Raw genomic sequence first — 18,838 nt, 5'->3', positions numbered from 1 at the left:
TATACCAGAATGCTGTAGGTATAGGCAGCGGCTGTGGGGCCAGATTGAAACCGAAGCGCTGTGTTGAATGCTGGGCTTGCGTCGCGGCCGGGTACCCACAACCAAGAAACAGATAAACCTTTCCAGCTGCCCATAGCTTTTGGTGCTGGCAACCAATGCGCGTTTGGTTTCAGGCGTGGCTATAGCGCCTCGCAAACTCCGGTTACTTTTGCTTGCTGCTCACGTTTTCAACCACCGCAAGTGGTTTAGCTTATACCCTACTTCTTTATGCGCCACATCACCCCCGACGACCTTAAGGGTTTCGAGAAGGTATTTCGTCTCAACCTGATCAATGCTCTGCCCGGCTACAAGCCCACCAACCTCATTGGCACTGCCGACGAAGGCGGGTTCACCAACCTGGCCATTTTCAGCTCGGTGATTCACCTGGGGTCGGCACCAGCGGTGTTGGGCATCGTTACGCGGCCGACCACCGTGCCGCGCCATACCTACCAGAACCTGAAAACCACGGGCTGTTTCACCATCAACCACGTGCACGCCGGCTTTGTAGCCCAGGCCCACTACACCTCCGCCGACTTCCCGGCCGAAGAATCGGAGTTCGAGCAATGCCATTTCACGGCCGAGTTCCGCGACGGTTTTCCAGCGCCCTATGTGGCTGAAAGCAAAATCAGTATCGGGTTGCGGTTGAAGGAAGAATTGCCGATTCATAACGGCACGGCACTCCTGGTGGGCACCGTGGAGCATATCTACCTTCCCGAAAACGTGCTGCTGCCCGACGGCACCCTCGACCTGGTCGCCGTCGACGATGTTTGCGTATCCGGCCTCGATACTTACTACCGAGCTACGCAGGTGGGGGCATTTGCCTACGCCCGGCCCGGCCAAGGCCCGCAGTACAAGGAGAGCAGCAAGGACGCAAACGGCTAGCCCTACACAGCGCACTCCGCAAAAAAAGGCCCCGAAGCATTGTGCTTCGGGGCCTTTTTGCTAATAATACTCGCTATGCGTTACTTAATCGAAAATGTAGCGCAGGCCAATCTGGGCACGCCAGCGGCTGTTGAGGTCGGTGTTGTTGATGAAGGTTTGGTTGCCGCCGCGGAACTGGTACGCGGGCACGTTCGAGGTGGCCGTTGGGTAGCTGGCTTCGATGAACCGGTTGTTGGCGTACACGCGTCGCACGCCCCAATCGGAGCTGAGTAAGTTGCCTAGGTTCTGAATGTCGAAGCTAAGTTGGAAGGTGTGCTTCCGCTCACCGGCTGCCACCGAGAAGTCCTGCAATACCTTGGCATCCAACTGGGTGTACCACGGGCTAATGGCGCCGTTGCGGGCCGTGAAGCTGCCACGTTGCTCGGACAGGTAATCGTCTTGGCTGATGTAGGCATTCAGCTGCTCCCACTGCTGCGCGGCCGTAACCAGCACAGTACCCGCGGCATCCCGAATGTCCACCAGGTTGATTTGGTCGCGGGTAGCAGGCACAAACAGCAAGTCGTTGCCCGGAATACCGTCGCGGTTCAGGTCGCCAGCGTAGGTGTAGGAAAAGCGGTTGCCTTGGGCAGCTTCAAAGAAGAAGCTAAGCGTGGTGGCCATCTTCCCGTTGCCATAGCTAAAGCGCTTACCGGCGGCTCCAATGATGCGGTGCTGCAACCCAAAGTCGCTGAACGCCAGCTGCGGATTGTTGGCATTGCCAATCACCGGGTTGCGCTGGTACGCATCGGCCGCAATTTCGCCGGGGTTCGACGTTACGTCTTTGGCGCGCGAGTAGGTGTAGGCTGCTTGCACGTATAGGCCGTTGGCGAAGTCTTTTTTCAGCTGTCCGGTGAGGTTGTACTGGTAGCCTTTGTTGGTGTTTTCGAGTACAATCACGCCGGCGTCTAGGAAGCTGAACTGCCCATCCGGACCCGTGAAACCCGGTGTGATGCGTGGACCTGCCGCCGGATAAATCAAGCGCGTATCCGCACCCGTTAGGGTTTCGGTCGGCGTCACGAAGTTGTAGTTGCGGTGAATGGCGGCATTCCGGTCTTTAGAGTAAATAGCTTCCAGCGTAGCTACAATACCGCCCGGCAGTTGCTGGTCGATGGCCAGGTTGGAGCGCCATACCTGCGGAAACTTGAAGTCATTGGCCGTACCGTTGATCTGGAAGGTATAGCCAGGGTCGAACTGCGAGTTAGAAGCTTGGTTGCTGATCCATACGAACGGAATACGGCCGGTGAAAATGCCCGTGCCGCCCCGAACCTGGGTGGTAAGGTCGTTTTCGATGGCGTAGTTGAAACCCAGCCGCGGCGAAAACAACGGTGTGTTCTTCGGAAACTTGGTGACGTCAACCGTGGCTGGCTGGCCCTTGGAGTCGAGCAGGGGAGCGTTCAGGATTTGGGTGTTCGGGGCCACGTCGGTGTTGTAGATGGGCATGTCGGCGCGGACGCCAAGCGTCAGCTTGAACGCGGGCGTGACGTTCCACTCATCCTGAAGGTACAAGCCCAACTGCGCCACCTTCACGTCCGCCGACTTTACCCGGTTGCGGCCGCCGGCTTCAGCTGTTGCATTGAGGTCTAAAAAGCCTGATTGCCCAGGAGTTGTGTACTTGAACAAGCTGTCTACTTCGAGACGATTGTAGCCGTAGCGCTGCAAATTGAAGTCGTTGACGAAGTTGAACTGCTCGTAGGTAACGCCGGCCGTTAGCACGTGGGCACCAGCGAAGTAGCTTAGGTTATCAGTGAACTGCGTAATGTTCTGGTCTAGCCGGTTCTCAGCCGAAAACTGCTCGGTGCCCACGCTCACGTAAGTGGTGCCGTTGCGCGTGAGGTCTATCATCGGAAACAGCTTGTTGGAAGGCAGTTCGCGGTAGTCGCGGAAAGCTGAGAAGCTGAGTTGGGCCTTGTTGCTGAACTTCTCACCGATGCGCGAGTTTAACTCGCCTACCAATGAGTTCAAGTTGTTGTGGATGGTGTAGCCCGAGTTGGAATATTGCAGCGTGTTCACGCCCTGCACCCGGCTGGATGGCGCAATGGCAATGGGGTGCGGACCTTGCTCGCGGTAGCTCTTCAGGTAGTTGTAGCGCAGCGAGAAAGTGCTTTTGGGCGTGATGTTCCAGTCGAATTTCACCAGGAACTTGTCGCTGGAGGTGCGGTAGGTAAAGTCTCGGTAGGTGCCGGGGTCGTAGCCATACACATCAATCAGGCGCTGTCGAATGCTGATTAGGTCACTCTCCAATACGCGGCTCACCCCATCAACCGAGCCGTTGAGGGCGGCCTGGGCTTCAGCGGCGCTACTAGCAGGACGGAACGTGAGGCCTGGGTCGTCGCGCCGCGTAATTTCAGCGTTGGTGAAAAAGAACAGCTTGTTCTTAAGGATAGGACCGCCCAGCGCAAACCCAGTCTGGTTGAATTTGAGGTCGGGATTGGTGAGTTGAACGTCGCCTACTTTCTCTCCGATTAGGCTCTCATTGCGCAGGTACGTGTACACGGTGCCTTTAAAGTCGTTGGTGCCGCTCTTGGTTACAGCATTCACGCCGGCGCCCGTAAAGCCACCCTGCCGCACATCGTAAGGTGCCAAGCTCACTTCCAACTGCTCGATGGCATCGAGGCTAACCGGCTGCGAGTTGGTTTGGCCGCCCGGCGTAGGCGCATCTAGCCCGAACGAGTTGTTGAAAATGGAGCCGTCGAGCGAGAAGTTGTTGTAAAGCGTGTTGCGTCCGCCAAAGCTCAGGCCGCTGCTTTGGGGCGTGAGGCGCGTAAAATCTTCCTGGGAGCGGCTGATAGTGGGCAGCGTACGGATAGCAGCACTGCTGATGTTGGTGGATGCCCCCGTGCGGTCCTTGTTGATTTGGCCGTCGCGGTTGCCCTTCACTACCACCTCGCCCAGCGCCTGCGTGCCATCGGCCAGTGTCACTTTGCTTTCAAACGTTTTGCCGAGCGCCAGCTGAATGCCCGTATCGGTGTAGGTTTGGGACCCCACGAAGGAAATTGCCAGCTCATACGGTCCGCCAACGCGCATGTTGAGCAAGTCGTACTGGCCATTGTCGCGGGTGGCAGTGCCGTATTTGGTGCCGGTCGGAAGGTGGGTGGCTACCACGGTGGCGCCGGGTAACGGTTGGTTTTTGCTATCCAGCACCAGCCCCTTCATGGCGGACGTGGTAACTCCTTGCCCAAGCCCAACGTGGCCGCCAAGCAGGAGCGTAAAGCCCAGTAGTAGAACAAGTAGAAGTTTGTTTCTCATAGGAAAAGAGCGGTTAGGTTTCAGCACAAAGCATCCAGTTTTCGACCGCGAAACTAGATTAAGGAATTATGAATTATGCTTGCATAACATTTTAGTAACAATTAGGAAACATTAAATATCTCGTAAGCGCGTGATAGTCAATTATATATTCCACTAGTAAAATAAATATAAGAAATATACTATAGACAAGGACAATACGTGTCTATTCTATCGGCAGCAGGGGAGCTTAAGGAAACCAAGTGAGGCGTAGCTTAAAAAGGAGTGAGGAAAGCAACTCCTGCGCTGCCAACACAGCACAGCTTTACGGCTACTACAACCAGCAACAAAGCCGCCGCTCCGATACACTGTAGTTGTGTTGGGGCGGCGGCCTCGTGGAAAGCACGCTAGCAACAGTGTTGCCACAGAAAATGAGCTGTGCAGTGAAGTAGTCAACTCTAGTTAGGCGCAGCTGCGGCAGCGGTAGCGGGTTCCAACCGGGTAGGGGCCGACCATGCGCTAAACTGGTTTGGCCCTAACACGGCTCGGATTCTAAATGAGAGCTGGCCTGCTTGCAGGTCTAGAAGTTGCTTGCGGTTCAGGAAGCCTTGGCTTTTGGCATTTCGGCCGGCGGCCACCTGTAGGCGATAACAAGCAGCCGGAAGCCGGCGCAATTTGGGCGAAATGCCTTCATCGGTGGCTGTCTGCATTTCGTAGGCTTGCGCGCCAGGGTAAGGTTCCCAACACAGCCGCCAGTACGTCGACCACGCAATCTGCCCGTTGGGCAGGGTGGTTACCGTGTCGAGCAAGGTGGTGCGCAACCCTGTGACGGGCGCGAGGGAGGCACTAGGGGTTGTAGGCGCTTGCTTTTCGTGGCAGCTTGCAAGCAGGCTAGCTACGAAAAGCACCGCGAAAAAAGCCTGGCTCCCCAGTGGGAACCAGGCTTTCAGACTTCTAGCAACCCGTTGCTGGGGTAGCATAACTGCTTTGTTTACCACTCGACGGGGCCGAACAGGGCGTTGTTGACGTAGACTACCCGGTCAGGAATTACAGTGTTAGGCGCAACATCGGTGTTGACAACTGCCGACTTGCGGCCCACACTAGCGCCTCGCCCAATGAGCGAGCGGAACACCACTGCCTGGCTTTTGAGCTGCACATTGTCTTCCAGAATGGTAGGCTCATCGTCGCCGCCACCAGCTAGGGGGCGCCGGCCACCGCCGTGCACAATAGACCGTTCGCCGTAGCGGATGTTGTCGCCGGCCTGAATAGGCGTTTGCTCTAGGGCGTGGAAGATAACGTTGTCGTCCATGCGGGCAATGCGGCCAATCACGAAGGGCTCCCCTTCATCAGCTCGGATGGAAATGCCCTCGCCTAGCACGTGCTGAAGGTCTGGGAACGAGTTTGCAATGGACACCTCACCGATGATGCGGTTGCGGTAACCCGGTATCTGGGTTGGGCGGCCAGCCAGTTTTGGAAGGTCGCGGTTGGGGTTGAAGCCCGTGTTACCAGGGTCGAAGTTGATGCCGCGCACGTTCGACGGGTTTTCGCGGAAAAGGCGTGAGTACTCGCGGGCGAAAGCAATATTGACTTCCAACACGCCTTCATTAAATAGGATGTCGGCTTCCACTAGCAGCCGGACTTTGCCAAGCCCTGGGTCATCGGCTTCGGCCTGGGTGGTTACGTTCTTGCCGGGCAGAACAATGTAGCCACTGCGCAGCCGCACCCCCGGACCCACACGGGCCAACGCCGATACCCCGGTGTTCTTCTCTAAAATAGCCCCATCAATTTCGCAGCCAAAGCTAAGGAATACCTCCTGGTCGTCGTCGGGGTCGACGGGGATGTTGGTGCCCTCGATGCCAATCTGGGCAGGGCCCTTCACGGTGGAGCCGTGAGCCAGAATAACCCGCTCGCCAATTTCCACGCCCTCGATGCCCAGCGCAGCTACTTTGGCACGGTCGGCGCCGGAACGGTTGGCGTCGGCAACCACGGTTACGTTGTCTTGCAGGTTGGTTTCCTTGCCAATCCGGATTTGGATGTCCTCGTCGTGGCCGTTGCCTTGCAAGCTCACCGCAGTAACGGGAGTGCCGGTGCTACGGTCTTTGTCTTTTCTGTCGTCGGCGAGCAAGCGCGCAAACGGGCCAATGTAGATTTGGGGACCCAGTAGAATGGAATTGGCGCCGGTGATGGTGACGGTTGGGTCAATGAACGTGGCCTTTTCCAAAGAAGCCGTGGCGGGTAGCACCGGGCGGTTGCGCTGTGTTGGGCTGAAGCTCGCCTCCACCGTTTCGGAGTCGGCAGCACCCACAGTGCTAGGGGCAACCGATTCTTCCAGCGTTTCGGTGCAGGACGCCAAACCGGCTAAGCCCGCGCTGGCAAGCAGTACCGCGCTAGCGCACCGTTGCAGCATCCTTTTAGAGGAAGCAGTAAATGATGAGTTAATCTTTCGCATGGTAAGGATAGTTGGTTGAGAAATAGAATGGCCTTTCGATCTAGGATTTAAGAATTTTAAAGAAAAAAAGCAGGCTTATAGTGGTGTGAATCAAAATATTACACACCCGTAGAAGGGCCGTGCTGGTTTGCGCAATTACGGGGACTAGCCCGATGCACGAGGTACATACTGGCTAATAGCGACTTAGTTGAATAGTTGTTGGAAAAGGCGGTTCAATGGACCTCTACTACACAGGCGTAGGGAGTGAAAACATAATCTCAGCACCCAGCAAAATACCCCGCTCCTGGCAAGTTCCCTACCGGTAAGTTCACTGCACTGCCGGCACGACGCGAACGAGCAACCTGAGGAACGTTTCTGCCTTTCTGCCCCCGCTAGCTTTCCAATGCCAAGCATTGAAGGTCGCTTAAACGAAGGCTTCCAAGGTGGTGCGCTGCACCGCGGGTAGGGGAGAGGGGTACAGAAAAAGAAATCAACTGTTGCTTGGTCGTGGGAGGGAATTTGCCGTTCAAGGGAGTACTTTCCTCACCTGATTTTCTAAGAACATGCAGAAGCACTTCTGGCAAACTGTTGGCTTGGGCACCTTAGCCGGCTTCCGGAGCATGACCGCTCCCATGCTACTAGCTGATAACCTCACCAAATTTCATCCGCAAGGCTTGGCAAAATCACCGTTGCGGTGGCTGCAAAAGCCCTGGGTGGCCACCGGCCTCAAGTTCATGACCGCCGGCGAAATGGTCGGCGACAAGCTGCCCGATGGGCCTGACCGTACGGCGCCGCCGGTACTAGCCGGCCGGTTGCTCTCGGGGGCACTGGTAGGAGCTACCCTCTATAAGCTAAACCACGACAGTGTGGTGAAAGGGGCGCTGCTAGGTGGCGCCATGGCGGTTGCTGCCACGTATGGCAGCTTGTATTTGCGCAAAAAATCAGCCCAAGAATCCGGCCTGCCAATCGCGCTGGTCGGGGGCTTCGAAGATGCACTGGTGCTCGGTGCCGGTTTGGCGTTGTCGAAGGGCACCGCGCTGGGCTCTCCGGCAGGTAGAGCGCTGTAAAGAGTCTACTCTAGTAAAGCACAACGAAAAAGCCCGCTGATAGCATATCAGCGGGCTTTTGTTTGTTTGCAAGCAAAACTATTCGGTTTCGCGGGCGTTGCCTTTCAGCTCTTCCGAATTGGTGGGCATCTGGCTGGTTGGTGAGCTCCGGTCGCCGGGGGCAGCTTGGTAGCTATCCGAGCCTGACGTTTTCTGGTCGGCCGCCGAGCCCTTGCCGATAGGCTTTTCTACGCGTTGGCCGCCCGAAATGCTGTCACGGTCTGTTTCGTTGGCCGTTGCGGGCGGATTCTGGCTGAAGTCTTCGCTACGTTGCGGGTCTTTGCCAGGAGAGTTCTGGGGGTCGCAGGCCGAAAGCGAAGCTATAGCCAGCAAGGCGAGTAGGTGGGGAAATCGTTTCATGAGTATGTGATTGGATAGTAGAAGTACAACAACGGAGGGCAAACCGGCCAGAGTGGTGGCTAACCAGCCACCTGCTGCTTCAGCGAACGTACTGCACGGCTCTGCGGTTACGGTTTGGGTGGCTAGCAGGCCCGTTGTACGTTGAATCCCTGCCAAACCGGCGTTTGCTCGCTGCACCGCCAAGCTCACTACTGCAGAACAAAGGCGGCCAACAAACCGGAAGCACCCGGTTGGCCGCCTTTGTTCTGCAACCTGCTTTCTACCCCCTGTAAACCGTAGACGACGAATAGCTTTGCTTAGGGGCACGGCGCGACTGCCGGGCTCCGGAAATCTTATGGCTGTTGCGTGCCAGCCAAATGCCGCCAGCCACCGCCAAACCGGCTCCTACCAGCCACAACGGAATGGTGCTCGGGGCCGCCGGCGGTACCGATAGCACGCCGCTTTCGTCGGCGGTGGCGGGGTGCCCCACGTACCGGCCGCGAGCTGGCACCGCTTTCTCGTCGAAGTGCTTAACCAGGTCGGCGAGCTGTTTGCGCAGTTCTTCGCCCCGCATTGGGATGCCGTGGCCGGTAGCTGCTAGTTTCGGCTCCATGCCTTCCAGGAGCGCTACGGAATAGCGTGCATGCTGCCAGTCGGGGGTGAAATAGGCAGGTGGGCCGTTCACTTCTTGCTTCTGGGTGAAAGTAGCTACTCCCGACTCGGCCAGCACCGTCACGAAAGCGTCGCCGGCTACCAGCGTGTGGTCGTTTTCGCGAAAAAACGAAACGTGACCGGGGGTATGGCCAGGCGTATGCACCCAACGCCAGCCGGGCAGGTTCGGCACGGTGCCATCGGCTGGTAGGGGCTGCACGCGGGAGCCTAAGTCAAGAGGCTTCTTTGGATACAGAAACGACATGGCGGCCATAGCACCGCCCCCAACCGTTGGGTCAGGTGGGGGGTAAGACGAGCGGCCCGTGAGATAGGGCAGTTCCAGCGAGTGCGCGTACACCGGCACATCGGGCCAGGCGGCCAGCAGGTGCGGCAACGCGCCTACGTGGTCGAAGTGGCCGTGGGTAAGCAAGATGGCAGCCGGTGGGTTCTTCTCGCCGAAAAGTGCTTCGGCAGAGCGCTGCACCTTCTGGCCCGAACCGGGAAGTCCGGCGTCAATCAGCACCCAGGAGTCGGCAATGACATCGAGGTTGCGTACAAAGTACAGGTTCGCGAATACGTCGCGCAGGCCCCATAAACCCGCTGCAACATGTTGCAGCGCGGGCGTATTGGCACGGTTAGCGGTGGTAAGCATAGAAGATTGGGGAGAAAAGGTGAGGAATAGAAACAGGTGGCCGTTGTGCCGTAGCACATGCTGTTATGGCACAACAGCCTGCTACTTAACTGCCACCGGAGCGGCAGGAACAGCCGCATCACAGCCGCAAAGCACCTCTCGGGTAGGCGTTACGGGCTGGTAGTTGGGTTGCGACACTTCTTTCATGTAGACAACATCGAGGTGGCGCAGCGGGGCGTGCGACGGATCTTCGCTCCAGATACGCAACAGGTAGTTGCAGTAATAGGGACGCATGTAGGTGTTCGAGACAAACAGATAGTTTTCCGAGTACTTGCGCCACCGGTCGTTTTTGAAGAGCTGCATTACGGAAGCGGGCTTTGCTTCGGTAGTAGGCGCCCCCCCGCGGTTCAGGTCGAGGTGGCGGCCGTCGGTGGTGGTCGCATCCAGAATGTACCAGCCATCATCTTTGAACACCGACGGCGCAAACATGCCCCAGTGCTGATCAATGCGAACCAAATACCCTATCCAGCGCAACGGTTCGCGCATGGTCCAACGCGGGTCCACAATGTTGTCGAAATTCCACCAGCAGACATACACCAACAGGCCCGTAACAAGCCCGGAGCGCATACTGCGCATCAAGCGGCGGAAGCCTTCGGAAAGCTCCAGCGAAGAGTTGATCCGGACGTGGAGCGGCCGTTGCCAGGTGGCCAACCGGCTTTGCCAAGGAGCCAGCCGGGCTGCCACCCGGGGGCGCAGCCGTTGGGTGGCAGGCACTAAGCGGCGTTCCAGCCAGTCCATGGCCACGGGAGGCAGTAGCCCCAACACAGAGGCCATATTGATGAGGAAAAACAGCCCGACAAACAAAGTGAGGCTAATGCCGAGGTGGAACGCGAACATGACGCCCACAAACACCAGCCGCCAGAACGGTACCCAGAACGGCAAGAACAGCACGAATGGCAGCAGCATTTCCAGGTAATAGGTGCTGAACGTGAGAAAACGCAGCAGCTCCGGATACGGGTAAATAAGGCATCCGCCGGGCATCAACACCTGGTCGAGGCTGAGGGCGTAGTAGAGGGCTGTGCCGTCTTGGGTCCATTCGGCGCCGGTTTTGAGCAGGGCCGTGCACCAATATACCAGCGCCAGTTGCGCTACATACGCCACGTTGGTGACACTGAAATAGCTCAGCGCTGGTGGGGTAGGGCGTTGGCGGGCATCAAGCGAGTACACCCGGCCCCAAGGCAAAAAGAAGCCCCAGAACAAGAGCATGCGCAGCAAATCGTCGCCGCCCTGCGAAATGAGCGGGTTGCGGTTTTGCACGGACACCAGCAGTACCCACGAAATTGCCGTAGCCAAGCGGGTCTGGTAGCCGAGTAGCAAAGCTACGGCCACCAAGCCTGCCAACAGGAAAAGCACCGCTTGCACCTGCCACAGGCCACTGCTGCTGTGCAGCGAAAACTCGTACGGATTCCAGTTGTGCTCAAACAGTACTTGCAGTGGTAGCACCCCCATGTTGGAATAGTGCGCCTCCAAATCAGTGCTTCGGATAACGAGGTCGGTGAGTAGCACTGCTGCCACTGCTACCCGCAACAAGGCCAACGCACGTAAATCGAAAACGAAAGGGCGACGAAGAACTGTAAGCAGTTTGAGCATAGATAGCACAACGGAACGCAGAGACAAACAGCCAAAAAAAGGCGGAAAGGTAACCATCGTATCAGATGGTCAGCCTTTCCGCCTTTTCGGCCAACTAAAACTTAGAAGCCGGCATTGCCCTTAGCGGGTAGTGCTGCCGCTGGTAGAACCAGAAGTAGTGCTACCGCTCGTAGAGCCCGAACCCGAAGTAGATCTGCCTGAAGTAGTGCCTGACGTGGTACCGCTGGTAGTACGGCCTGCGTTTTTGCTGCCGCTTCTGGTGCTGCTAGTCGTGCGGCCCGAGGTGCCGGACGTAGAAGCGCCGCTAGTAGAACGGCCCGAGGTCGTTGAACCTGAAGTCATCGAACCCGAGGTGCTGCCGCTGGTAGAACCGCTTGTCATAGAGCCTGAGCCGGACGTGGTGCCCGAGCCAGCCGTCGTACGCGAACCGGCCGTGGTGCCCGAAGTAGTTCCGGACGTAGTGCCTGTGGTGGTGGTGCCCGTGGTCATTGAGCCCGAGGTGGTACCGCTGGTGATGGTGCCGGCCGTAGTGCCCGAAGTTACAGCGCCGCTGGTGGTACCAGCGGTGGTGCCTGAGGTCATAGTGCCGCTAGTGGTGCCCATGGTAGTGCGGCCGGCGGTGGTGCCAGCTGTGGTACCAGTGGTCATGGAGCCACTAGTGCTGCCGCTCGTCATGGAGCCGCTGGTGCTACCAGCAGTGCTGGTACCTGTGGTAGTGCCACCCGTTGTAGTTTGAGCCAAAGCCGATACGCTAGAAGTGGCAACGAAAGCGGCAAGTAAAGCGGCGGAAAGGAAGAATGAAGACTTTTTCATAGCTAGAAAACGGAGAGATGATGGGAGGATGATGGTAACCTAATGCCTAAGGGCAATGGGCTGTTCTACGGTATCAAGCAAACAAAGGGCTGGAAATAGCTTCTGAATTAATACTGAATTTTCTCAGCTGTAGTCCGCATAAATACGGTTGAGCTACCATTTGACCCTCTCTTTTGCGAACTTATACGCACAAATAGCTACCAGTTTCAAGCTGATACCAGCGCAGTAATGAGTTGGTATACTGCTGTTTAGGCATTTAAACTTATTGGCCGCTGGTAGTGCCGCCGCCCGTAGTACCGCCACCTGTGGTACCTCCTGCGTTAGAGGCTCCCGTAGTGCCGCTGGTACTGCCGCTGCCAGTGCCCGTTGACACGGGACCATTGCTCATGGTGCCACCGTTGGTGGTGCTGCCGGTTGTGCCAGAGGTAGAGCTACCGCCCGTGGCCCCCGTGCCTTCGCCGGTGCTTGCTGCGTTATCCGTGCTCATCGAGTCCATTTCGGTGTTGGATGTGCCGTTGATGTCTGAGCTGCCATTAGCATCAGAATCAGTAGCAACATCACCTGATCCGGTGCTCGATTCGGATGCACTGCCATTGCCCCCACAGGAACCCAGTGAAAGTGTGGCGCCTAAGAGAGCAACTGCCAGAAAGTTGATGCGTGACTTGTACATAGTAGAAAGAAGAAACAGTGAAAGAATAAGCAAACAGCCCCCTTCTACGAGCCGACCGCCAAGAAGGTCTACTTTGGAAACCTTCCTTGCAACCGACTGTAGAGCTTGAACTTAGGTGATTCCCCCGCCGCCACCCGAAGTAGTTCGGTTAGTAGTGCTCGATGTGGTGCCGCCCGTAGTGGTGTCCGAGGTTGTACCTAACTTTTCATAGCGCAGAAAGAAGTGTAGATGATTGAGAACCGTCTTTCGCTATACGGCCATCCGGATAGAGACATAGACTTTTTACCCCTGAATAAACACCTGTTTTCCTTGATAAGGACGTAAGTAAAAACACGTAATCTAGTTGATAAACAGTTGTATAGATCTAGATATAATAGCGCTGTTCCACCGCTTGCCGTTGAGCTTACACAAGGGTGCCAAGTGAATAAAAACGTTTGACTGTGTTGCGAGTTCAGTACGATACGAACAGCAAGCACCAGTCTACGTACTGGTGCTAGTAGCTGCGTCCAGCGGCAAGTTCACTCATGCTTACCTACTAGTATATGGCTTCTTCTGCCGCTGCCGCCGTTATTTTGTTTGATGGCGTCTGTAACCTGTGCAACGGCTTTGTGCAGTTCGTTATCAAACGCGACCCAGCCAGTTACTTTCAGTTCACGTCGCTGCAGTCAGAAGCCGGCCGCAAGCTGTTGGCAGCTCATGGGTTGCCCCCGGTGCTAGAGCCAGAAACAGTGATGCTAGTTGAGCATGGGCAGGTCTACACGCATTCCACGGCTGCTTTGCGCATCGTGCGGCGGTTGCAGGCACCTTGGGCATGGGCCTATGTAGGCATGGCAGTACCACGTCCGCTCCGCGACTGGGTGTACCGCTTCGTGGCCCGGCACCGCTACCAGTGGTTTGGACACCAAGACGCCTGCATGCTGCCAACGCCTGCCCTCAAACAACGCTTTCTGTAACTCCTCATTTGGTAGTACGCCTTGTTGCTACCCATATCGTTCCATTCCACCACCTCACCATATGCAAGCTCTTGTCCTTGACGGCATCAACCAAGTAATTCAGTATCGGGAAGTACCAACACCACAGCCAGGCCCCGGGGAGGTGCTTGTGCAGCTACGTGCCGCTGCCCTCAACCACCGCGACGTCTGGATTCAAAAAGGGCAGTATGCGGGCCTGAAATTTCCTATTATTCTCGGAGCCGATGGCGCTGGCATTATCGCTGAGCTAGGCGAAGGAGTGAACGAGCAGTTACGTGGCCAGGAGGTGCTCATTAATCCCGGCCAGAACTGGGGCGACAATCCTGCTGCGCAGGGCCGTGAGTTCACGATCCTGGGGTTGCCGCAGGACGGTACTTTTGCCGAGTATGTTTGCGTACCCGCGCGCTACGTGCAGGCCAAGCCCGCGCATCTTTCCTTCGAGCAAGCCGCCGCACTCCCGTTGGGTGGCGTAACAGCGTATCGGGCTCTGTTTACAAGGGCCGCACTACAGCCCGGCGAGCGGGTGCTTATTAGTGGAATAGGTGGTGGCGTGGCCTTGCATGCGTTGCAAATGGCGGTAGCGGTGGGCGCCGAAGTGTGGGTGACCTCTAGTTCCGAGGAAAAAATAGAAAAGGCGGTAGCCTTGGGTGCCAAAGGAGGCATCAACTACAAAACTGAAAAATGGCCATCTATCCTGAGCAAGCAAGCCGGCGGTGGATTCCACGTGATAGTAGATAGCGCTGCCGGGCCTGGCTTCAATAACTTAATAGACGCTGCGGCTCCGGGCGGACGCATTGTGTTTTATGGCGCCACACATGGTGATATACCGCAACTAGCCGCCCGCAAAGTGTTCTGGAATCAGCTTTCCTTGCTGGGCTCTAGCATGGGCACCGAGCAAGACTTCAGTGAAATGGTGCAGCTATTAGAAGAGCATAAGCTAGTGCCAATAATAGACGAAACCTTTCCATTATCCGAGGGTGAAACAGCCCTGCGCCGGATGGAAAATGGGCTGCAATTCGGAAAGCTAGTACTGAGTATAACTAACTGATATTCAATGATAAGTGGCAGGTAAAATTCATTGAAAAACCAGCTTGAAATGGAATGAAAATACCGGTCGGGCTGTTGTACTCTTGATTGAATTTCAACCCTGATTTCCTTTATCTTGCTCTTATGAAAACGCCCGCCGAATACCTGCAGTGCCCGGTTTTTGATCTGACGTATCCCACGGGCGAATCTGCGGAATCAGTGCCCGTAGTGGCTTACAACGATGCCCTACGCGCAGTGGAAGCTGCCCTTGCCGATGCAGAGAAATACCGCTATCTACTCATGCGCGCCCTGCGTCGCAACAACGCCGCCAACACGGTGGCTCCTTCCCTCATTCCGAACCGTCTACTGACACCCGAAACGCCAGTTTTCCCTCTGTATCCTGAAGACGATGAACTGGCAGCCTAACAGCTTGCTTGCTGGCACCTAACACAACGACCGGGCCCCAGGACACGGTCGTTGTGTTAGGTGCCTATTGGTCATGTGTCTTGCGCACGGCACTCTAACCAGCTTCATGACCACTTAGGGCTACGTTCTGCTTTTCGTTCCAGCGGCATCCTAGCTCTTGCGCTAGTGCCACTGCCTGCTGGCGTAGTTCAGGCACCGCTGTCGACTCGAAGTACGCTGGTCTTCTGCTTGGGCCAAGAGTGAAAAGCAAGTTGGAGGCCTCTCCACGTGCATTGAGCATAGCACCATGCTCGTCGGTAAGAATACCTAACCGCAAAGGGTCAATTTGCAGATGTCCGGCGGTGCGTAGCGCTGCTACCGCAGGGTCCTGGATTCGGGAGTAGTCTAGCAGCGGGCCGGTGCAGTTGATAACGTGCCGGGCGGTATGCCAGGTAGTTTCTGTTTTATGCTCGGTTTCAACGCGCAGGTTTTCACCGGCTTCCACGATCTTCCTGACGCGGCCACTGTGCATGTGTACCTGGCCGGTGGCTATCATAGCCGTAAGTGCTGCTACATTCTGCTGCGGGCTCCGGTGCCGCAGCACCGACCACAGAGAGGCCAAGTGCCGTAGAAAACGCGCCTGCTCTGGAAGAGGCCATGCCGACCATATGGCGCCTAGGTGCGGCCGCAGGGAGTCGAATACTGGCCGCCACGGTATGCCTTGTGTAGCAGCCTGTCTGACCTGCCGCCGCACCGCCGCTACCACTTCGCCCACTGTATGCAGGTGGCGCAGCTCGGTTTCGTAGAAGCTGGGGTACGAAGGGTGCCGTTGGTGGCTAACTGGCCAGCGCTTGTTGCGAGATACCACCGTAATCTGAGCCCGGTGCCCATCGGCGCGCAGGCCCATCAGTATGTCAACCGCTGTCAGTCCTGAGCCAATAAGCAGCACTTCATCGTCGGGCTTAATGGCGCGTAGGGCGCCTTCGGCCCAAGGGTTGTTGTGAAAGCCCGAATGAGAAACACACTCCGCCGCACCGGCTGGCGTAGGCGGCGGAAAGTTGCCCAAGGCCAGCACTACTATGTCGCTGCGTAGTGTGGTGCCGTCGGCAAGGCGCACAGTGGCGTAGTGGCCGTCGGGTGCTACCGTCACGCCTATTGCTGCTTGCTGGTGCCACTGAAACGTTAGGCCATTGGCGGCTGGGTGAGTTAGAACCTCATCAGTAAGGGCCCTCATATACCGGCCATAGGTTTGGCGCGGACAAAAATCATCGTTTTGGACGGGAGTGCCGGTTGCTTGTAGCCAGTTAATAAAATGCCTGGGCTGATCGGGGAAGGCACTGATGTTTGACGCCCGCACATTAAGTAAATGCTCGGGCCGGCGGTCTAGGTACGCCAGGCCCGGGCCCAGCACCGGGCGGGGCTCCACAATGTGTACTTCTCCGTTCAACGGCCCTGCTACCTGCGCCAGCTGAATGGCCAGCATCGAGCCCGAAAAGCCGCCTCCCAAAATTGTGATAGTGCGCTGCTGCAAAACAAGCAAGTTAGAAGTACGGAATCAGGAGCAAAAAAAACGCCGACTCTTCAAAGAGTGCAAGGTAAAGCAATGGACTAGTATAATTCTGAATTCACTTCACCAGACAAGCAAACCAGCCGGTACCTACTGCACTATAAAACCAGCAGCCCGTCCGTGGGTTCCACACGGGCGGGCTGCTGAAGCACAAAGTCGTATGAACGTAGCTTGTTGTTGCAGCATCAGGCAATTGACAACCATACAACACAGGGCTAGCTTATAGGTAAGCTCCTGGCACAAGATAATTGCGCACGTAGTCGCTGATGCCTTCTTCGAGAGCAATGAAAGGCTGGTTGTAGCCAATGCTCCGCAGTTTGCTCATGTCGGCCTGCGTGAAGTACTGGTACTTGTCCCGGATATCTTCAGGAGTGTCGCGAAACTGGATGTCGGCGGTGCGGCCGAGGGCAGCAAAGGTGTTAAGCGCCAAATCCAGGAACGTACGCGCTTCCCCCGTGCCCAAGTTATAGAGGCCTGAGTGCTGGCGCTGGCGCATCAGAAAGTAGCACACCTCCACCACGTCCTTCACGTACACAAAGTCTCGCATTTGGCCGCCATCCGTATAGTCGGGGTTGTGCGAGCGGAACAGCGTCATGGAGCCCGTTTTCTGAATCTGCTCGAACGCATGGAGAATCACGGAAGCCATCCGGCCCTTGTGGTACTCGTTGGGCCCGTACACATTAAAGAACTTCAGTCCGGCCCAGAAAAAAGGCTTCTCCAACTGATTGATAGCCCAGTTGTCGAAGTCGTTTTTAGAGTCGCCGTACGGATTGAGGGGGCGGTAGAGCGGCAACAGGGCATCATCCTGGTCGGAGTAGCCAAGTGTGCCCGAGCCATAGGTAGCCGCTGAGGAAGCGTATACGAGCGGCAGCTGGTAGCGGCAGCAAGCCTGCCACATCTGCTTGGAGTAGTTCAGGTTCAGCAAATCTAGCACGGCGCGGTCTTGCTCCGTAGTATCGGTGCGTGCGCCCAAGTGAAAGATGAACTCTACTTGCTCATGATGGGTATCCAGCCAATCGAAAAACTCGGTCCGGTCTACGTATTCGCGTAGGTGTTTTCCTTTGAGATTGGCAAGCTTGCGCTCTACAGCAAAGTTGTCCACCACCACGATGTCATTGAAATTGGCGGCGTTGAGGCGGGTGACAAGACAGCTGGCAATAAAGCCAGCCGCTCCAGTGACGACTATCATAAGGCAGAATTTTCGTCAAAAGTATCACAGATTTCACTGACTGCCCGCCCGCCGCCTCTTCTGCCAAGCAACGCAGCCCCAGCTCTCGCTGCAGCCAAGCAAGAAGCTGAAGCTGCTTAGCTAGCTGTCGGCCCGATGCCTAAGGTTTCGCGCCAGCGTTTCACCAATACTTTCGCCGAAAAAGTCTCGGCGTACAGCGCCTTTTGCGCGCTTCTGGATACTCGGCCTGTCTGAATGTCAGTAGCCAAAGTCAGCACTGCATTTTTCACTTCCTCGTAAGAAGCAGTGGTAGGAATAACCCGTGTAGCCATGGGGTCGCAGGCAATGTCTGGTACGCCTCCACGGTCGGTGGCCAGCCACGGCAAGCCGGCGCTCATCACTTCTAGCAGCGCGATAGGTAACCCTTCCGGATGGGTGGAGAGCAGCAGGTAGGCATCGAGTTGGGTTAAGACGCCTTGCAGTGCCTCTTTGCCAGAGAAAGGGCCGTGGTACCGAAGATTGGGGTAACGCGTGAAGAATTCAGGAGAATACGTTTCTCCTTCGCCCCAAATGTGAAACTCAACACCCTTAACCTCGGGGTCGGCGCTAAGCTGGCACAGCAGATCAATGCCTTTCTCCTTAATCAAGCGGCCGTAATAGCCGAAGCGCAACGTAGGACCAGGCTCGGGGTGGGCGCTTGCTATTTCCCGTGAGAAGCATGGAATGCTAAGCACCCGGCGGTCCAAGGTTTGCTGCATGTCCTTGGCGTTGCGGCTCGAGCAAGCAATAATGGAATCAGCGTTGCGCAAGGCATTGCGGTAGCCTGCTGGCCAAGTGGCTTGGTCGGCGGCATCACCGGCGGTATGGTGGTGGTGTACCCAACGGCGGCGGCGCGGCAGCAACCGCGCAAACAGGTTGACGCTGTTGCCTTGGCCATTGGTGTACAGCGCATCGTAGCGCTTGGTAAGTCGTTTTAGCCCGATCCAGGAAAGCCAAATCAATTGCCCAAGCGAACTATTCGGCCGCCCTAGGTACACTCGGTTGCAGATGCGCCGGAAAAAATCTTCCGTTTCCGGAAGCATTGCAGAATTGCGGATAACCAAATCAACTGCGGCTCCCGATTCAGCCAGATTCAAGCAGAACTCCCGGAGGTGGCTCTCAATACCACCCGTTGGCATATGCTGCGTAGCGAACACCAAAATAGAAGCCGGTGCCTTCGCTGTTTCAACAG

16 protein-coding genes are annotated in these 18,838 nt (G+C 56.5%); 6 read left to right on the top strand and 10 right to left on the bottom strand.

All coding sequences use genetic code 11. The annotated features are described in order from the left end of the window. Window positions 1–267: 267 nt before the first annotated feature. A complete protein-coding gene (locus MTX78_RS16500; protein ID WP_243796519.1) occupies window positions 268–921 on the top strand; it encodes a flavin reductase family protein in 654 nt (217 codons plus the stop codon). 84 nt (window positions 922–1,005) lie between these two features. Here the strand turns inward: MTX78_RS16500 and MTX78_RS16495 are convergent, their stop codons facing one another. The 3 genes from MTX78_RS16495 to MTX78_RS16485 all read right to left on the bottom strand — a co-directional run bounded on the left by MTX78_RS16495 (window position 1,006) and on the right by MTX78_RS16485 (window position 6,631). Beyond that, entirely contained in the window at window positions 1,006–4,206 is a 3,201-nt protein-coding gene (locus tag MTX78_RS16495) for a TonB-dependent receptor (RefSeq protein WP_243796512.1), read from the bottom strand. Between the two features lie 434 nt (window positions 4,207–4,640). Beyond that, window positions 4,641–5,003 (bottom strand): hypothetical protein, encoded by a 363-nt coding sequence (locus tag MTX78_RS16490; RefSeq protein ID WP_243796510.1) that lies wholly within the window; start codon window positions 5,001–5,003, stop codon window positions 4,641–4,643. Window positions 5,004–5,173: 170 nt separating this feature from the next. Further along, window positions 5,174–6,631 (bottom strand): LbetaH domain-containing protein, encoded by a 1,458-nt coding sequence (locus MTX78_RS16485; protein ID WP_243796509.1) that lies wholly within the window; start codon window positions 6,629–6,631, stop codon window positions 5,174–5,176. Window positions 6,632–7,173: 542 nt separating this feature from the next. Between MTX78_RS16485 and MTX78_RS16480 the strand changes: the two genes are divergently transcribed. Continuing rightward, window positions 7,174–7,677: a DUF4126 family protein gene (locus MTX78_RS16480; RefSeq protein WP_243796507.1), complete on the top strand. Its 504-nt coding sequence runs from the start codon at window positions 7,174–7,176 to the stop codon at window positions 7,675–7,677. A 78-nt stretch (window positions 7,678–7,755) separates the two neighbouring features. Here MTX78_RS16480 and MTX78_RS16475 read toward each other — a convergent pair whose 3' ends face one another. The 3 genes from MTX78_RS16475 to MTX78_RS16465 form a co-directional block, all read right to left on the bottom strand. Beyond that, on the bottom strand, window positions 7,756–8,076 hold the full coding sequence (locus MTX78_RS16475; RefSeq protein ID WP_243796505.1) for a hypothetical protein: 321 nt from the start codon (window positions 8,074–8,076) through the stop codon (window positions 7,756–7,758). Window positions 8,077–8,335: 259 nt separating this feature from the next. After that, complete coding sequence (locus MTX78_RS16470) at window positions 8,336–9,358, bottom strand: MBL fold metallo-hydrolase (protein WP_243796504.1); 1,023 nt, start codon at window positions 9,356–9,358, stop codon at window positions 8,336–8,338. Between the two features lie 81 nt (window positions 9,359–9,439). Continuing rightward, on the bottom strand, window positions 9,440–10,987 hold the full coding sequence (locus tag MTX78_RS16465; protein WP_243796503.1) for an HTTM domain-containing protein: 1,548 nt from the start codon (window positions 10,985–10,987) through the stop codon (window positions 9,440–9,442). A gap of 157 nt (window positions 10,988–11,144) precedes the next feature. Here MTX78_RS16465 and MTX78_RS16460 point away from each other — a divergent pair, with 157 nt between their 5' ends. Then, on the top strand, window positions 11,145–11,723 hold the full coding sequence (locus MTX78_RS16460) for a hypothetical protein (RefSeq protein WP_243796501.1): 579 nt from the start codon (window positions 11,145–11,147) through the stop codon (window positions 11,721–11,723). A gap of 339 nt (window positions 11,724–12,062) precedes the next feature. On the opposite strand, the gene MTX78_RS16455 is transcribed toward MTX78_RS16460, so the two are convergent. Next, the gene (locus MTX78_RS16455) at window positions 12,063–12,470 is read right to left on the bottom strand and encodes a hypothetical protein (RefSeq protein WP_243796500.1); all 408 of its coding nucleotides are present in this window, start codon (window positions 12,468–12,470) and stop codon (window positions 12,063–12,065) included. 542 nt (window positions 12,471–13,012) lie between these two features. Here MTX78_RS16455 and MTX78_RS16450 point away from each other — a divergent pair. The 3 genes from MTX78_RS16450 (at window position 13,013) to MTX78_RS16440 (ending at window position 14,893) form a co-directional block, all read left to right on the top strand. Then, window positions 13,013–13,423 (top strand): thiol-disulfide oxidoreductase DCC family protein, encoded by a 411-nt coding sequence (locus MTX78_RS16450; protein WP_243796494.1) that lies wholly within the window; start codon window positions 13,013–13,015, stop codon window positions 13,421–13,423. 61 nt (window positions 13,424–13,484) lie between these two features. Continuing rightward, window positions 13,485–14,489 carry a zinc-binding dehydrogenase gene (locus MTX78_RS16445; protein WP_243796492.1) on the top strand — a complete coding sequence of 335 codons (1,005 nt, stop codon included), beginning with the start codon at window positions 13,485–13,487 and terminating at the stop codon, window positions 14,487–14,489. Window positions 14,490–14,611: 122 nt separating this feature from the next. Beyond that, the gene (locus MTX78_RS16440) at window positions 14,612–14,893 is read left to right on the top strand and encodes a hypothetical protein (protein ID WP_243796491.1); all 282 of its coding nucleotides are present in this window, start codon (window positions 14,612–14,614) and stop codon (window positions 14,891–14,893) included. Between the two features lie 94 nt (window positions 14,894–14,987). On the opposite strand, the gene MTX78_RS16435 is transcribed toward MTX78_RS16440, so the two are convergent. From MTX78_RS16435 to MTX78_RS16425, 3 genes are all read right to left on the bottom strand, one after another. Next, entirely contained in the window at window positions 14,988–16,403 is a 1,416-nt protein-coding gene (locus MTX78_RS16435) for an FAD/NAD(P)-binding protein (protein ID WP_243796489.1), read from the bottom strand. A 256-nt stretch (window positions 16,404–16,659) separates the two neighbouring features. Further along, the gene (rfaD, locus tag MTX78_RS16430; RefSeq protein ID WP_243796487.1) at window positions 16,660–17,628 is read right to left on the bottom strand and encodes an ADP-glyceromanno-heptose 6-epimerase; all 969 of its coding nucleotides are present in this window, start codon (window positions 17,626–17,628) and stop codon (window positions 16,660–16,662) included. A 116-nt stretch (window positions 17,629–17,744) separates the two neighbouring features. Next, window positions 17,745–18,785: a glycosyltransferase family 4 protein gene (locus tag MTX78_RS16425; RefSeq protein WP_243796481.1), complete on the bottom strand. Its 1,041-nt coding sequence runs from the start codon at window positions 18,783–18,785 to the stop codon at window positions 17,745–17,747. Between the last annotated feature and the right edge of the window lie 53 nt (window positions 18,786–18,838).

Origin of the sequence: Hymenobacter tibetensis (assembly GCF_022827545.1) — a bacterium.
GTDB classification, from domain to species: domain Bacteria; phylum Bacteroidota; class Bacteroidia; order Cytophagales; family Hymenobacteraceae; genus Hymenobacter; species Hymenobacter tibetensis.
Note: the sequence above shows the minus strand (reverse complement) of the source record. Positions and strands in the feature narration are given on the sequence as shown.